The sequence below is a fragment of the Lactobacillus sp. ESL0261 genome (assembly GCF_003693025.1).
Classification (GTDB): Bacteria; Bacillota; Bacilli; order Lactobacillales; family Lactobacillaceae; genus Lactobacillus; species Lactobacillus kullabergensis.
The window spans coordinates 19,436-33,460 of sequence record NZ_REHN01000012.1; the positions used below are offsets into that span (position 1 = coordinate 19,436).

Annotated in this window: 15 protein-coding genes; 2 read left to right on the forward strand and 13 right to left on the reverse strand. The window is 35.5% G+C overall.

Features of this window, described 5'->3' with window-relative positions; genetic code table 11:
• Positions 1–2 precede the first annotated feature (2 nt).
• From fabG to F5ESL0261_RS08030, 6 genes are read right to left on the reverse strand one after another with little or no spacing between them, the layout of a single operon-like run.
• Positions 3–737 (reverse strand): 3-oxoacyl-[acyl-carrier-protein] reductase, encoded by a 735-nt coding sequence (gene fabG, locus F5ESL0261_RS08005; protein ID WP_122052826.1) that lies wholly within the window; start codon positions 735–737, stop codon positions 3–5.
• Positions 734–1,666 carry an ACP S-malonyltransferase gene (locus tag F5ESL0261_RS08010; protein WP_122052827.1) on the reverse strand — a complete coding sequence of 311 codons (933 nt, stop codon included), beginning with the start codon at positions 1,664–1,666 and terminating at the stop codon, positions 734–736. Before F5ESL0261_RS08010 ends, fabG begins: the two co-directional genes overlap by 4 nt.
• A complete protein-coding gene (fabK, locus tag F5ESL0261_RS08015) occupies positions 1,663–2,625 on the reverse strand; it encodes an enoyl-[acyl-carrier-protein] reductase FabK (protein WP_122052828.1) in 963 nt (320 codons plus the stop codon). Before fabK ends, F5ESL0261_RS08010 begins: the two co-directional genes overlap by 4 nt.
• A gap of 3 nt (positions 2,626–2,628) precedes the next feature.
• Entirely contained in the window at positions 2,629–2,877 is a 249-nt protein-coding gene (locus tag F5ESL0261_RS08020) for an acyl carrier protein (RefSeq protein WP_122052829.1), read from the reverse strand.
• A 37-nt stretch (positions 2,878–2,914) separates the two neighbouring features.
• The gene (locus F5ESL0261_RS08025; protein WP_370448915.1) at positions 2,915–3,886 is read right to left on the reverse strand and encodes a beta-ketoacyl-ACP synthase III; all 972 of its coding nucleotides are present in this window, start codon (positions 3,884–3,886) and stop codon (positions 2,915–2,917) included.
• Complete coding sequence (locus F5ESL0261_RS08030; RefSeq protein ID WP_122052831.1) at positions 3,886–4,359, reverse strand: MarR family winged helix-turn-helix transcriptional regulator; 474 nt, start codon at positions 4,357–4,359, stop codon at positions 3,886–3,888. Before F5ESL0261_RS08030 ends, F5ESL0261_RS08025 begins: the two co-directional genes overlap by 1 nt.
• A 319-nt stretch (positions 4,360–4,678) precedes the next feature.
• On the opposite strand from F5ESL0261_RS08030, the gene F5ESL0261_RS08035 reads away from it, so the two are divergent.
• On the forward strand, positions 4,679–5,443 hold the full coding sequence (locus F5ESL0261_RS08035; protein WP_122052832.1) for a biotin--[acetyl-CoA-carboxylase] ligase: 765 nt from the start codon (positions 4,679–4,681) through the stop codon (positions 5,441–5,443).
• Positions 5,444–5,535: 92 nt separating this feature from the next.
• On the opposite strand, the gene F5ESL0261_RS08040 is transcribed toward F5ESL0261_RS08035, so the two are convergent.
• Both F5ESL0261_RS08040 and F5ESL0261_RS08045 read right to left on the reverse strand, forming a co-directional pair.
• The gene (locus F5ESL0261_RS08040) at positions 5,536–7,368 is read right to left on the reverse strand and encodes an FAD-binding protein (protein ID WP_122052833.1); all 1,833 of its coding nucleotides are present in this window, start codon (positions 7,366–7,368) and stop codon (positions 5,536–5,538) included.
• Between the two features lie 341 nt (positions 7,369–7,709).
• Positions 7,710–8,540, reverse strand: a complete 831-nt coding sequence (locus F5ESL0261_RS08045; RefSeq protein WP_122052834.1) for a helix-turn-helix domain-containing protein — start codon at positions 8,538–8,540, stop codon at positions 7,710–7,712.
• A gap of 190 nt (positions 8,541–8,730) precedes the next feature.
• Here F5ESL0261_RS08045 and F5ESL0261_RS08050 point away from each other — a divergent pair, with 190 nt between their 5' ends.
• Positions 8,731–10,089, forward strand: a complete 1,359-nt coding sequence (locus F5ESL0261_RS08050; RefSeq protein WP_122052835.1) for an HD domain-containing protein — start codon at positions 8,731–8,733, stop codon at positions 10,087–10,089.
• A 182-nt stretch (positions 10,090–10,271) separates the two neighbouring features.
• Here F5ESL0261_RS08050 and F5ESL0261_RS08055 read toward each other — a convergent pair whose 3' ends face one another.
• From F5ESL0261_RS08055 to F5ESL0261_RS08075, 5 genes are read right to left on the reverse strand one after another with little or no spacing between them, the layout of a single operon-like run.
• Positions 10,272–11,099, reverse strand: coding sequence for a PTS system mannose/fructose/sorbose family transporter subunit IID (locus tag F5ESL0261_RS08055; RefSeq protein ID WP_045928534.1), 828 nt, complete (start codon positions 11,097–11,099; stop codon positions 10,272–10,274).
• Complete coding sequence (locus tag F5ESL0261_RS08060; RefSeq protein ID WP_052697104.1) at positions 11,089–11,880, reverse strand: PTS sugar transporter subunit IIC; 792 nt, start codon at positions 11,878–11,880, stop codon at positions 11,089–11,091. Before F5ESL0261_RS08060 ends, F5ESL0261_RS08055 begins: the two co-directional genes overlap by 11 nt.
• A 17-nt stretch (positions 11,881–11,897) precedes the next feature.
• Entirely contained in the window at positions 11,898–12,356 is a 459-nt protein-coding gene (locus tag F5ESL0261_RS08065; RefSeq protein ID WP_046332531.1) for a PTS sugar transporter subunit IIB, read from the reverse strand.
• Between the two features lie 22 nt (positions 12,357–12,378).
• Positions 12,379–12,813 carry a PTS sugar transporter subunit IIA gene (locus tag F5ESL0261_RS08070; protein ID WP_122052836.1) on the reverse strand — a complete coding sequence of 145 codons (435 nt, stop codon included), beginning with the start codon at positions 12,811–12,813 and terminating at the stop codon, positions 12,379–12,381.
• Positions 12,814–12,815: 2 nt separating this feature from the next.
• Positions 12,816–13,874, reverse strand: a complete 1,059-nt coding sequence (locus tag F5ESL0261_RS08075) for an SIS domain-containing protein (RefSeq protein ID WP_122052837.1) — start codon at positions 13,872–13,874, stop codon at positions 12,816–12,818.
• Between the last annotated feature and the right edge of the window lie 151 nt (positions 13,875–14,025).

Below are 14,025 nucleotides of genomic sequence, written 5' to 3' on the forward strand. Positions count from 1 at the left end.
CCTTACTGCATTGTCAATCCGCCGTCTACCATTATTGTCTGACCAGTAATATAGTCATTTTGGGCTAAAAAAACTGCGGTTTGTGCTATTTCTTCAATTTGGCCTAATCGTTTCAGCGGAATTTCCTTAAGTAATTGCTGCTGAATTTTTTCACTAAGATTTCTAGTCATTTGTGTGTCAATCATTCCTGGAGCAATGGCGTTACAGCGCAAATTGCGTAATGCTGCTTCTTTAGCAACAGATTTAGTTAAACCAATAATTCCTGCTTTACTAGCGGCATAATTAGCCTGACCAATGTTACCTGTTAAACCAACTACACTCGATAAGTTAATAAAACAGCCTTTTCTTTGCTTATACATCGGTCTCAGTGACTGTTTAATGACATTAAAGGTGCCAATCAAATTGGTGTTAACTACACTTAGAAAGTCTGCTTTAGACATGCGATTGAGCAGTCCGTCTTTGACAATACCGGCATTATTGACCACAACATCTAGATGTTCAAAATGATTGATAATTTTGGCAATCATTTCTTTCACATCTTCTTCTTTGGTAACATCTGCGCTAATATCCATTACTTCAACATGATCTTTTTCAAACTGGTCGATGACTTCTGAACTAATTGGTTTGCGGGCATTTAAAACTATTTTTGCTCCCTGTTTGGCAAAAGCTTGAGCAATTGCCAGGCCAATACCGCGTGAACTACCAGTGACCAAGACCACACTATCTTTTAACTTCATGAATTAAACTCCTTTAAAGCAGAAATCGTTTCTTGCATATTGGCCACGCTATCTGTTTGATAGGTTGGAACTCCTTTAAGAATCTTTCGTGCAAAAGAAAGTAAAGTTTTACCTGGTCCTAATTCAACAACCGCAGTTATATCTTGACTATGCTGAGCCAAAGTTTTTGCAAAATAGGTAGTCGAAACTAGCTGCTCCGTCAAAGTCGAAACAAGGTTGTCAGGTGCAAACTCTTTTTGGGTCGTAGTGCTATAAATTGGGAAAGTACCATTATGCCAATCAACTTTTTGCAATTCAGTTTTCAAAGCTCCTTGAATTGATTTCATTAATGGTGTGTGAAAAGCACCGCTTACTTTTAGTGGAACTACACGCGCACCATCTTTTTCAAGTTGTTCACGCAAATTTTGAACTGCATCTTTTTCACCACCAACAACAATTTGATTAGGAGTATTAACATTTGCTATCCCAATCAGACCTTTTTTTTGGGCATCCTTTATGGCTAATTCAACGCTTGCTATAGAACTCTTCATGACTGCTACCATAACTCCGGGATTTTGACTGCTTGCTTCTTGCATAAGTTCACCGCGCTTTTTTATTAAGCGAAGTGCTGAATTGAATTCCAAGTAATTGGCACAAGCAAGACCGCTATATTCCCCCAGGCTAAGTCCGATACCTAATTTTTTAAAATCAGCATTTTCGCAAAGAATTTGGTACAAACCGTAACTCATTGTCAAAATAGCAGGTTGGGCATAACGCGTTTGTGCCAGCTCATTTGCCTTTTCTGCATCAAATAATAATTCCGCGAGATCTAATTGCAATATATCGCTTGCTTTAGCAATGATTTTACGGTAGTGCGGTTCGGTTTGGTATAAATCATAAGTCAGACCGGTTTTTTGAGCACCCTGACCACTAAATAGTAAACAGATCATTTGCTTATCTTTCCCCCATTTAGTAATTTATCCGCCTGACTATATACGTCAGCCAAAATTTCAGCAGCAGTTTGTTCCTTTTTTACCATGCCGGCGATTTCACCTGCCATGAAAGATCCTGTTTCAGAATCGCCTTCAATTACCGCCCTTCGCAAACTACCGGTTCCTAATTCTTCCAACTTGTCATAATCAGGATGCGGCTTTAACGCCTCTTCCTTTTCAATTCCAATATACGTTTTAGCCATCTTATTTTTTAAAACCCGTGAAGGATGGCCTGCATATTCACCAGTAACTAGGGTACTGGCATCTTTGGCATGTAAAACAGCTTTTTTATAATTAGGATGTATCTTTGATTCAGTTGCTACTAAAAAGCGAGTGCCCATTTGCACGCCCTCAGCACCCAACATGAATGCAGCAGCCATACCGCGACCGTCGCCTATTCCTCCAGCTGCAATTACGGGAATTTTAACTGCATCTACAACTTGTGGTACCAGGGCCATTGTTGTTAATTTTCCGATATGACCACCTGATTCCATCCCTTCGGCCACAACAGCGTCAACACCTACACGTTCCATCATTCTGGCCAAGGCAACGGAACCAACAACTGGGATTACTTTAATACCAGCATCTTTTAACTTTTCTATGTATTTTGCCGGATTGCCAGCTCCAGTAGTCACAACTGCAACACTGTCTTTATTTGCCAAAATAACATTAACCACTTCATCTGCATAAGGTGAAAGCAACATCACATTTACACCAAATGGCTTTTTTGTCAGTGATTTAGCTGATTCAATCTCATCAGCCACTACATTTCCAGGTGCATTGCCCGACCCAATAATTCCTAAGCCACCAGCATTTGAAACAGCAGCTGCCAGCTTGCCATCTGCAACCCAGGCCATACCTCCTTGAAAAATTGGGTATTTAAGACCCAGTTCTTTCATAAATGGACTTAATTCCATTTGTTAACCTTCTTTCGCTGCCAGTTGTTTTTTAACAAAATCGACTAAATCCTGAACTGTTTCAATACCCTCTTCACTTTCAATCTTGATGTCAAATTCATCTTCTAATTCATTAATCACTTCAAACACGTCCAGACTGTCAGCATTTAAATCCTCTTTTATTTTTGATTGGGCTGTGACAGCACTTTCGTCTTCTCCGGTTTGTGCAACGATAATTTCTTTTACTTTGTTAAAAATTTCTTCTTCAGTCATTTGATTTCTCTTTCTAAATAAATTATCTTTATTGTTTTTAAAAATTTAAGGCAATGCTGGCAGCCGTCAGACCACCGCCAAAGCCGCTTAAAATCAGTTTTTGATTGCGCTTAATGATGCCAGAATTAACTGCTTCATCCAGCAGTATTGGCACACTAGCAGCAGAAGTATTGCCATATTTGGCAATATTTTCCAAAAATTTTTCTTCAGGAATATTTAGGTGCTTTGCTATCGCAGATATAATGCGTCCATTTGCTTGATGGAGCAAAAACCACTGCACATCATCTTTTTTCCAGTTTGCTTTAACTAAAACCCGCCTAATCGAATTAGGTACTTCATGAGTAGCAAAGTCATAAACAGCTCTACCGTCCATCTCAAAGTATTTCTTGTGTTTTGCAATGTTATCCGAGCTATAGGGTGAACATAAAGGTTGGTACCCGGCAGTTAATTTTGCTCCCAGATTTCCAAAAGCTGCTAAATCTTCAGCAATTATTCCTTCTGTTTGAGAACTTTTTTCAACTAACACTCCCCCACTGCCATCCCCAAAGAGAACAGCAGTTGAGCGCTCTTGCCAATCTATCAACTTGGACAAAACTTCTGCTCCGATAACTAATCCTCGTTGATAGGGGCCAGCTAGCAATTTATCCGCGATCGCTAAAGCATAGATAAACCCAGAACACGCCGCATTAATATCAAATGCCAATGCCTGATCAGCGTGCAGTTTGCCCTGCACAATTGCTGCTGTTGAAGGTGTCAAATAATCAGGCGACATAGTTGCCACAATAATAAAATCTAGTTGTTCAGGTTTGAGATCCGCGCTTTGCAAAAGCAGTTGAGCAACAGTTAAAGCCAAATCAGAAGTTTGTTCATTTTGAACTACATGCCTTTGTTTGATACCAGTTCTTGAAGATATCCATTCATCTGAGGTAGTCATTATCTGCGCTAAGTCATCATTGGTAATTACCTTAGAGGGAACATAATGAGCAGTTTGACTAATTCTTAAGCTCATCAGTTTTCGCTCCTTTTATTGTCAATTCGGGCCGGAAACTCAAGAAAAGCACGCAGGTTCAATAGAGCACGTTCAATAATGGCCACCTGCTCATTATCAAAGCCTGCAATAAACTTTTTTACCATATGGCGGTGAAATGAATCGTGCGCCCGATAAATTAAACGTCCCCGACTAGTTAAGCCCAGTCGGATTATCCTCCTGTCATCTTCACCATTTATTCGCATGACATAGCCCTTTCGCACCAAATTATTGACCATTGTTGACAGCGAACCTGCCGTCACCATCAACTCCCTTGCGACTTGGGAACTAGTCTTATGTTCATACATGGTAATAGCGTCGATCGCATGCAATTCTCTTAGTGAAATGTCTTTAAATTCGCTTTTACGTAATTCGCGTTCTTCGACTTTCATGATATCTGAATAAACCGTAGACAAAAGATTATTGATGCGTTTTAAACTTGTCTCCAATAGCATCACCTCTTACTCAACTTTATAATCTGTACTAATAAACTCTTGGTACTAATTTATAAATATATATAAAGCTATAATTTAAATTTTTATTTCAAATAATCTCGCTTTATACCAACATTTAGCATCTCCTTTAAATACTTTTATATTCAAAATAAATTATTAGAGTATGATATGGTATTATTTACTAAATGTCAAACTCCTTTTTGCAATATTAGTTTATTTGCCTTATCAAGGCAAGTATTTTTTAAAAAACTCTAAAAATAAATAGTTTGAATATCAAAGTATTTTTACAAATTTAATTAGGTATAAGGATAGGTTATTAATGAATAGTTCAAAAAAACAAGAATATCTCAAAATATTGTTGAACAAATTTCAACTAGAAATTAATTGGTGGGAAAGCATCGATTCCACAAACTTGTATGCAAAACAAAAACTAGCAGCTAAGGGATATTCAGGTCCCGTGCTATACGGAAGTGACGAACAAACATCTGGCTATGGTAAACAAAGTCGGCACTTTATTTCACAAAAAGGTGGCATTTATCTATCACTAGTTATCGAAGTGCCGCAATTGAACTGGCAGAATCAAGGATTATTAACTACTGGTATTGCATGGGAACTGTATTTGGCCATTAAAGAAATATTTCTTTTAGAGACTCAATTCAAATGGGTGAATGATCTGCTTTTCAAAGGTAAAAAAATAGCGGGTATCCTGGTTGAAGTACCACAGCCCCAAGTTGCGGTTATTGGCATTGGCTGTAATCTTTATCAAAATCATTTGCATAATGAATTAAAGACGGCTGGCAACTTACTAACAAAAATGCCCAGTGAAAAGCAAATTTGTCAATTTATCGCTCAAATTACAGAAAATTTATTAGAATTTATTCCTCAATTTGATCAAGTCAATTTTCTGCCTGATTACAAAAAGAAGCTTGCATTAATGAATCATGATGTTGTCCTGACTTTAGGCAAACAAAGAGTATTAGGAAAAGTGACAGATATAACACAGCAGGCAAATTTAGTTTTAAAAACTGCAGCAGGCTTAAAAAGTTTTAATGCTGGCGAGGTCACAAAAGTACGAAATTTTTAGCAAACAAAAAAAGACGAAGTTCTTCGTCTTCTGAAAAATACTTATTAAAATTTCATAATCGTTTATAGCTTTTAGTATAGTAAAAAGAGCTTTTACTTCTTCTTTGCTTTACTCAGGGAGTCTTTGACAGCTTCTTTTATTGCTCTGCTGGTTTCTGATGCTCCAGAAACGGCATCGACATCGTAGGTGTTTTGCTCAACCATTTTTTGAGGTAACTCTTTAACCGCTTTTGAGCCGTAGTCATCACTTTCAGTTTGCTTCAAAATTTCGACATCCGCAATCTTGCCTGATTCATCCAAGGTGGTTCTGACAACCACGCCATCACCCATGCCTTGATTACTATATCCTAAATATTGATTAGGGCCAACTTTGAATTTTTGATCGCCTTCATCACTTGAAACAACAAAATTATCATTAATTGGTGCACTATTTAGATCCGCGGTACCGATTCTAGACATATCCTGTTTAGCAACAGCAGCATTTTCGCCGGCGATTTTACCAGAAATTAAACAATCTGCAATATTACCACCAGTAGTATATTTATTAACAAATGGTGAACCTAATTCTCCTGCCTCAAATAAATGTGGGATTGGAGTCCCATTTGGATCTAGTACTTGAGCATGACCGTCACGCCGGCCGCCACCTTGAGTATTAAGCATATTTTGTCTCAAGGCAATTGCATAAAATGGCCCATTTTGACTAAACGCACGCAGAGTAGCAGGATCGCGGTGATAAGCATAGTCTTTTCCTTGTTGCGCCATAAAATTGAACTCTGAAATTGTTTGAGACAAAACTTCTGGATCCTTGCCAATTGCTGAAGCCAAATCAGCAATTGAATTAGCCTTAATAATATTATCCAAGAAATGAGGCACTTTAAGACCATCATCTGGTTCATTTAGAAGTTCTTCATATTTTTCCTGGTCAAAAATCATATACGGATGGTTTTGATTCAATGGCACTACCCAATCACCATGATTATAAATATGACCATGCCGATTTAGTTCTGCTTCATTGAAGTAACGACTACCATCTTCACCAACAACGATTGCACTGCCTTTTGCTATTTCTGACCAAAAGACATTTAAAGCATATGTCGACCGAATGCCTTCTTTTTGCCTTGGTGAAAGACCATGGAATTGACCTAGAGATTCAAATGATCGCATATTCCACAACTGCGCATTTACTTCTTCCAGCATTTTAATGCCATCACCCTTATTGTACAGAGAGCCAATTGGTGACAAATAAGAAGACTGCAAAAATGTCTGGATCATTTCCTTATTATTTTCAAAACCACCGACAGCCAAAACCACGCCGTTATTTGCTTTAATGTTGCGTAAGACATGATCTCGTTCAATTTGAGCACCTAAAACAATTCTTGAAGCTCCATCTTGAACTAAATGTTTAGCTGGACTGCTGTACCAAACAGTAATTTTTTCTGAACGATCTAATACTTTTTGACGTAACAGTTTCCACAAGGCAGCATCACTTGTGCCATTATGAACTAAGTAATCATCATACGAATCAGCACAAGGCAATTCAGGATATTCAGTCACATATTTGGTTGAAGGAGTACCAGCCAACAATTTTTTCATGCTTACTGGTTTAACACCTAAATATTTTTCAAAATAGTCACTCATATTAGCCATTCCTTCAATTAAATTGTGGAAGGGTTCTTTATCTGGTTGCAAAGGTGCCGCTAAGTTTTCATGGTACTTTTTTAAAGCTTCATAATCCGTACCGGCTCCTACCATTTGGCCAGCATAGCGTGTATTACCACCCTCATGGCCTTCTGGAGCACTGTCGACTAATAAAACTTTAGCACCGCTATCTGCCGCAAACCTGGCAGCTGTGGCACCAGCTCCACCAAATCCTAAAACTATTACATCATAAACAGCATCCCATTTAAAACTGTGTTCATTATTCATTATTAAGCCTCCATATAAAAAGCTCTGATATAGACAACTTAATTATAATTCATAATGGTATCTTTGTGAATAAGGTAACTAAATAATCTAAAAAAATTCTTAACCTTACTTAAATCCTATTTCGCAAAATGCAGAATAAAAAAAGCTAATTTCATCAAAACTGCGACGAAATTAACTTTCAATTTTATTCATTTTTTCTTTACGGATAAGGCATTATAATAATTAATCCCCTTAAAAGATCAGTCATAGTAATTCCCCCCTTTCATATAATTTTAAACTTTATAATTACATCTATTTTATAACTTATATTGACAGTAGTATGGAAGTTTTCATATTTGAAATTATTTTTCCATTCTTTTTACCATAACTTTATATCCTGATTCATATAAAACTTTTTTTACAACTTCAGCTTTTTCTTTATTTCCATGAATTAATTCATCAAAGTAAAGTCCTAATATCTTAGGGAACGCTAATTCAATGTCATCTGGTAGTTGTTTTATATAATCTAATGATTCTTTGCATAACTTGAATTCTTTCTTCTTGAAGCACCAGTCAACGTAATTAATTAGTAAAACACTTAATGCAATCTCAGTTTTTTTATCAACTTTTGTAATATCGTGATATCTTCTTAAAATACTTTTAACAAAAAAAGTTGCTTCATCCACATTATATACTTGAATCAAGTTTGCAATTAGTAAAATACGATAATATTCGTCATCGTTGTAGCTTTCTTTAAAAATAATATTTTTTATAGTATTTCTTTGTTTGTTAGTTAATTTTTTCATTGCAGTTTCGTTATGAGTTTCTGCAATCAACCGAGCTAATAAAATTATAAATTTAATGAAAGGTGTTTGAGGTTTAATCTTCTCAAATGATTTAATTATATTTTTTATTTCACTTTCATTATCTTCTGTTGATACAGTAACAAATCTATTTACCAATGAAACCAGTTTTTCTTTATTTGCTTTTTTACTTTTAAAGTCATTAAAAAAATCTTTTGGATCAACATTATGCTCTTGCAGAATGTCTAAAAAGTCATTTACTCCAATATCATTTAGTCCTCTTTCGACCTTCGAGTAAAATGAAACAGAAATAACACCAGCTGCCATTTCTGTTTGGGTCAATCCTAATTCTTGACGTAAACTTTTTAATTTTTTACCTATATAGTTCATTTAATCTCCTATCTTTTTATGCTATATATGACTTCATAATTATGAGCACATTTGATAAAGCTGGCAAAACTTATTATTTAATTTTAATAAAATAAGCTAAAAGAACAATGATGTTAAACTAAAGAGTCTAAGTTTGTTATAATTTAAGTTATTAATAACAGTTTAATATAACAGCTTTAGGGGATTCGACATGCCAAATTTTCATAACACTAAACTTAAAAAAGAAGTAGTTTTAAGAGATCCAGTTCACGAATACATCCACATTGAAGACAAAGTTATACTTGATATCCTGAAAACCAAGGAATTTCAAAGAATGCGCAGGATTAAGCAACTTGGTCCTATTGCCTATGTTTTTCCAGGTGCAACGCATACTAGATTCGAGCATAATCTAGGAGTTTATGAATTAACCCGCAGAATTTGTAATATTTTTGCAAAAAAATACCCATCGCAACGTTCAGGCGATGGACTTTGGGATGATAGCAACAGGCTTTTAGTAGAATGTGCTGGTCTCTTACATGATATTGGACATGGTCCGTATTCACATACCTTTGAACACCTTTTTGGCACTAATCATGAAAAAATTGGGCAAAAGATTATCACTGACCCCAGTACCGAAGTTAACGAAGTCTTGCAAACAGTTTCACCGAATTTTCCGAGTCTTGTAGCAAGCGTCATTGCCAAAACTTATCCCAATCCACAAGTAGTCAAAATGATCTCTAGTCAAGCAGACGCTGACAGAATGGACTACCTGCAGCGCGATGCCTATTTCACTGGGGTTACTTATGGGAAATTCGATTTATCCAGGATTTTGCAAGAAATTCGTCCATACAGTGAGGGAATTTGTTTTACTATGGCAGGAATGCATGCCGTTGAAGATTACATTGTTTCTCGTTATCAAATGTATCAACAGGTTTATTTCCACAGAGTCGGGCGCTCAATGGAAGTTATTTTGCAGCATTTACTTGAAAGAGCGAAAATCATTTACAAGCAAGGTAATTTGCCGGTAACTCCTAGTTTAGCAAAATTTCTGGCTAATGACTGGACACTTGATGATTACTTGAAGCTAGATGATGGCGTAATGGAAACCAATTTTTCAATGTGGACAAAAGCTAATGATCCGATTCTCTCCGATTTAGCAATGCGTTATCTCTTCAGAAAGCCTTTAGCCAGTGTATGTATCAATCAAGAAACCAAAAATCTGTTGCCAAAATTAAAAGATTTAATCAAACAAGCTGGGTTTGATCCAAATTATTACACTGATACCAATTCAGCTTTCGATGAACCTTATGATGCTTATAAGCCAACTGGTAAAAATGCTAACAGTCAAATTGAAATCATGCAAGACGATGGACAATTAATTGAATTATCACATTTAAGCCCTCTTGTACGTTCATTGAATGGGAAATTGCAAGGCGATGAACGCTTTTTCTTCCCTAAAATTATGATGTCAAATAGTGATGAGCCCCAGATTTTTGATCCGTTATATCAAAAATTTCAGCGCTATGTTAAAAATGGTGCCTTAAGGTACTTGAGAAAGCCAAAAAAATAAAATAAATTATTAGACAGGAAAACCCCGAATTGAACAATTCGGGGTTTATATTGATTAAAAAAGGTTTCCAATTCTGATGTGTTCCCAAAAGTTGGACAACTCTTAGGGCACAGTACATAACTAATTTTGAACTAATTTTTTACAATTCTATGACTAGATTTTAAAATGATATCTTTTGCTAATCAGCCTAGAACTTTAAAATAAGCTCCTGCAATGCTGACTAACAGCATAATTAACATGATCCATAGGGGATTTAATTTCTTTTTTAGTAGCCAATAAGTTAAGCCAAAAACAATCAACACTGAAATACCAGGAAAAATACCATCAAGTAGTGACTGAACAGTTGATCCACCAGCTTTAGTGCTACCTATTTTAGAAACAAACTTAACTTTTACCATATCCATGGTCATAGCGCCAACAACTATCATACCTACTATTGAAGCATATTTCGTAAGTTTTCCCATTAGACCAGATTGCTCAACTTCAGAAATTACGTTAGTTCCTAAACCATATCCTAAAAAAGTTCCATAGTATCTAAATAAGTAATGTACTGAATTAAAAATTAGAAAGAAGAGAATTGGTCCTAAAACATTTCCTTGTAAAGCCAAAGGTAAACTTATTCCAGTAGCTATAACACGAACTGTTCCCCAGAAAAAGCTGTCACCAATTCCACTAAGAGGACCCATTAATGCGGTTTTGACGTTTGAAATTGAGCTTTCATCAAAGTCTGAATTCAGTGAGTTTTCTTCCTCCATTGCTGCTGCAATTCCCATAGGAAAAGTTGATATATATTGCGTTACATTATATAGTTCCAGATGGCGTGTTAACGCTTGAGAAAAATCTTTTTTCTTCGGGTATAATTTTTTCAATAGAGGCATTAGTGCCCATGCAAAGCCCACATTTGCCATTCTCTCATAATTCCAAGAATGGTTTAATGGTATGCTTCTCCAAAAGATTTTTTGCAAATCATTCTTTTTAACTATTCTATTATATTGTGGTTTAAAATTCATCAAAACCGTCACCATCCGTTTCTGAACTGCTTACTTTACTAGATAGATTCTCTTCATTCTCTGGGATGTAAAATAACATGAATGCAACTATAATGAATGAAAATATTGCAACTTCCGTTACAGTAAACTTTGTAAAGGCAATAATGAAAAATCCAAAGAAGAAAAACAACAGATTTTTCTTGTTTACAATCATTTTCAGAAGCATTGCAAAACCTAATGCAGGTAGTATTCCTGCCGCTATATTCATACCTGATTGTACAAAATCAGGTATGAAATTCAGCATCTTCTCAACTGCGCCCGAACCAAAATAAAAAGCTAAAGGTATAAAAACCAGACCTGGCCAGCTTTGGGCCCATCCTGAAATTAACATGTCTACTGTAAATTTCCGCGTATTTGCCTGTGCCGCATCTCTATCACATTTGTGAATAAAAATCAGCATTACTGGTTGTCCCAATGCTGTATTCAACGCCAACATCACGGTTGCAATTGGAATACCCATAGTTAGCGCAGCACCCACACTAGCATGACTTTGAATCGCCAGGGCAACTCCTAATACTGTACCGGCAACAGGATCTGGGGGATTATAAGCTCCAACTGAAATTGAACCAATCATGGCCAATTCAAGGGTTGCCCCCATAATTATTCCTGAAGTGAGATCTCCCATTGCTAATCCTACTAATGGACCAAGTACAATCGGTCTTTGAACATAACTAGTACCCAAAAACCATTCGCTGTAACCCAAAAAGGTTAACAAAAAAATTAATATTGTTTTTACAATCAACTCTATCCCCATCCACTCTATTTAAATTGATGTTTTGTATCATCAGGTATCATTTGTGAAAAAATATTTGTTCCCTTATTCTTCATGTCTTTTAAGATTTTTGTTTCTTCATCATTTAAATAAACACTATTGCTAAACTTCATCGTGCCTTTTCTAAAAGGTACGTTTCCTAAATTCAAACTATTAAATCCAGTTGACTCAATAATTTTTTCCGCTATTTTAACAGTTTCACAAATAATTAATAGTGAATACTTATCCGTTTTTCCACTTTTCAGTTGAGCAATTGCTTCAGAAGTTGATTTAGCAACAACCTTTACCCCACTGGGTTTCGCTAAAGCTATACTCTGCATTCTGATTTTATCTTTCTTCAAAGTTTCACTAACTAATAAAATTGCGTTTATACCTAGGCTTGATGTCCAAGAAACAGCCACCTGACCATGCAGTAAACGGTAATCGACTCTAACCATTTGTATCATTACATATCAGCTCCTTTGTGTTTCAAAATTCGTCTAGCTCATTTGAACCATTTTGGTTAACCAAAGCATTGCAATAAATTATTCCCTTTTGTGCTTCACTAACAGATATTTTTATTTCATTATCTATTTCTTTTCCTTTAACATTTACTATCAAAGACAAAATTAGTGGCAAATTAACACCGCAAATCAGATGAATTCTGGCATCACTTTTAGTTAATTCTAAAAGATGGTTATTCACGCTGCCGCCAAAAATATCAGTAGTAATAATTATATAATCAGCCTTAGAGTTTGAAATATAGTCATCAATCTTATTTTCAAAATCAAGGCAATGATCCACGTAAGCTGTAAAGCAAGTTATATTTTTTTGCTTACCTGCAATAAATTCTATTGTAGATAATAAACCTATAGCCAACTTGCTATGAGTAGCTATTACATATTCAATTTTGGGATCATTCATGTTTAATTACCCTGACTACCCATTTTTTGATGAAAATCTGGATCTTTTGGTATACAAGGATCAATGCCATTTTCCCCGGGTACTAAAGCAGCTATGACTTGAAACAGAATAGGATAAATAAATGTCTCAAATTGTCTTGGAACTTTAATATCATAACCAAACTTTTGCTGGTCACTAACATTAGAGCCATCAACAATGTATATTTTATTAGTCCACTCACTCAAAATTTTTATAATTCGGTTTAACTTCCCTTCTGAACCGTTATCAATGAAGAAAAGCGTTGATTGACTATTTATCGCATTGTAAACACCATGTATAAATTCATTAAATTCATATCCAGTTATTGGTAACCGACACGCCTCCAGAATTTTTAAAGTAGATTCTAATACATCCCCATATAATGATGCAGGACCACTAATTCTGATATCATGTGCATGTGCTAGATCCTTTTTATTTTCTTCTACCCAATTAATTGCTCTTTTCAATGAGTTTGGGAATTGCTCTAATGTGGTTTTCAGTTCCTTAACATCTTCATCAAAATCACTTCTAGATATATGACCATTATCTATGCCAATATATTCTGACAGTAAAAGCAAATTTAATTTTGTAGTGTAATAGCCTTTAGTTTTTGGACCTACGGTTTCCTTTCCCACTGCGACAGTTAGCTTTTCGTCGGCGACTTTATTGATATAAGCATCTTCGGTTCCTGACATTGACGCTATAATACAGCCATGTTTTTTAGCCATATTCATTGCATTAAAGGTTGTCAAGCTGCCTCCCTCTTGGGAAACTCCTATAAATAAAGTGTGTGAATTATCTTTTTGTGCATTAAATATTTCATCTGTTAACTTAAATGGGTAATATGCATCAACCGGCAGACCACTTTTTTGTCTCATTAATTGCTGCATTTGTTCTCCAGAATGATAACTGGTACCTGAGCCAGTAATCATTATCTTTTTTATTTTACGAGAAACGACATGTTCAAATAATTTTTGACTATCATCTAAAAGTTTTAATAATTGTTCTGGTGTTTCTTCTAAATTTTCAATAATACCATTCATACTTCTTATTCCTTTCGTAAAAACCGTAATGTTTTATAAGATCTTGAGTACTCATCATTAAAGTTTTCAGTTGCAACCTTCATGTTTACTTTATAATATAAGCTAAACGTTTGAAAGCGTTTTATGAAAATTGGAACTTTGTTTTCAATAA

Excerpts from the sequence above, each read along its gene's own strand:
- F5ESL0261_RS08020 (WP_122052829.1), bottom strand. The coding sequence starts at position 2,877 with ATGACTGAAGAAGAAATTTTTAACAAAGTAAAAGAAATTATCGTTGCA.
- F5ESL0261_RS08050 (WP_122052835.1), top strand. The coding sequence starts at position 8,731 with ATGCCAAATTTTCATAACACTAAACTTAAAAAAGAAGTAGTTTTAAGA.
- F5ESL0261_RS08045 (WP_122052834.1), bottom strand. The coding sequence starts at position 8,540 with ATGAACTATATAGGTAAAAAATTAAAAAGTTTACGTCAAGAATTAGGA.
- F5ESL0261_RS08010 (WP_122052827.1), bottom strand. The coding sequence starts at position 1,666 with ATGATCTGTTTACTATTTAGTGGTCAGGGTGCTCAAAAAACCGGTCTG.
- F5ESL0261_RS08055 (WP_045928534.1), bottom strand. The coding sequence starts at position 11,099 with ATGAATTTTAAACCACAATATAATAGAATAGTTAAAAAGAATGATTTG.
- F5ESL0261_RS08070 (WP_122052836.1), bottom strand. The coding sequence starts at position 12,813 with ATGAATGATCCCAAAATTGAATATGTAATAGCTACTCATAGCAAGTTG.
- F5ESL0261_RS08065 (WP_046332531.1), bottom strand. The coding sequence starts at position 12,356 with ATGATACAAATGGTTAGAGTCGATTACCGTTTACTGCATGGTCAGGTG.
- F5ESL0261_RS08075 (WP_122052837.1), bottom strand. The coding sequence starts at position 13,874 with ATGAATGGTATTATTGAAAATTTAGAAGAAACACCAGAACAATTATTA.
- fabG (WP_122052826.1), bottom strand. The coding sequence starts at position 737 with ATGAAGTTAAAAGATAGTGTGGTCTTGGTCACTGGTAGTTCACGCGGT.
- F5ESL0261_RS08030 (WP_122052831.1), bottom strand. The coding sequence starts at position 4,359 with ATGCTATTGGAGACAAGTTTAAAACGCATCAATAATCTTTTGTCTACG.
- F5ESL0261_RS08035 (WP_122052832.1), top strand. The coding sequence starts at position 4,679 with ATGAATAGTTCAAAAAAACAAGAATATCTCAAAATATTGTTGAACAAA.
- F5ESL0261_RS08040 (WP_122052833.1), bottom strand. The coding sequence starts at position 7,368 with ATGAATAATGAACACAGTTTTAAATGGGATGCTGTTTATGATGTAATA.
- fabK (WP_122052828.1), bottom strand. The coding sequence starts at position 2,625 with ATGGAATTAAGTCCATTTATGAAAGAACTGGGTCTTAAATACCCAATT.
- F5ESL0261_RS08025 (WP_370448915.1), bottom strand. The coding sequence starts at position 3,886 with ATGAGCTTAAGAATTAGTCAAACTGCTCATTATGTTCCCTCTAAGGTA.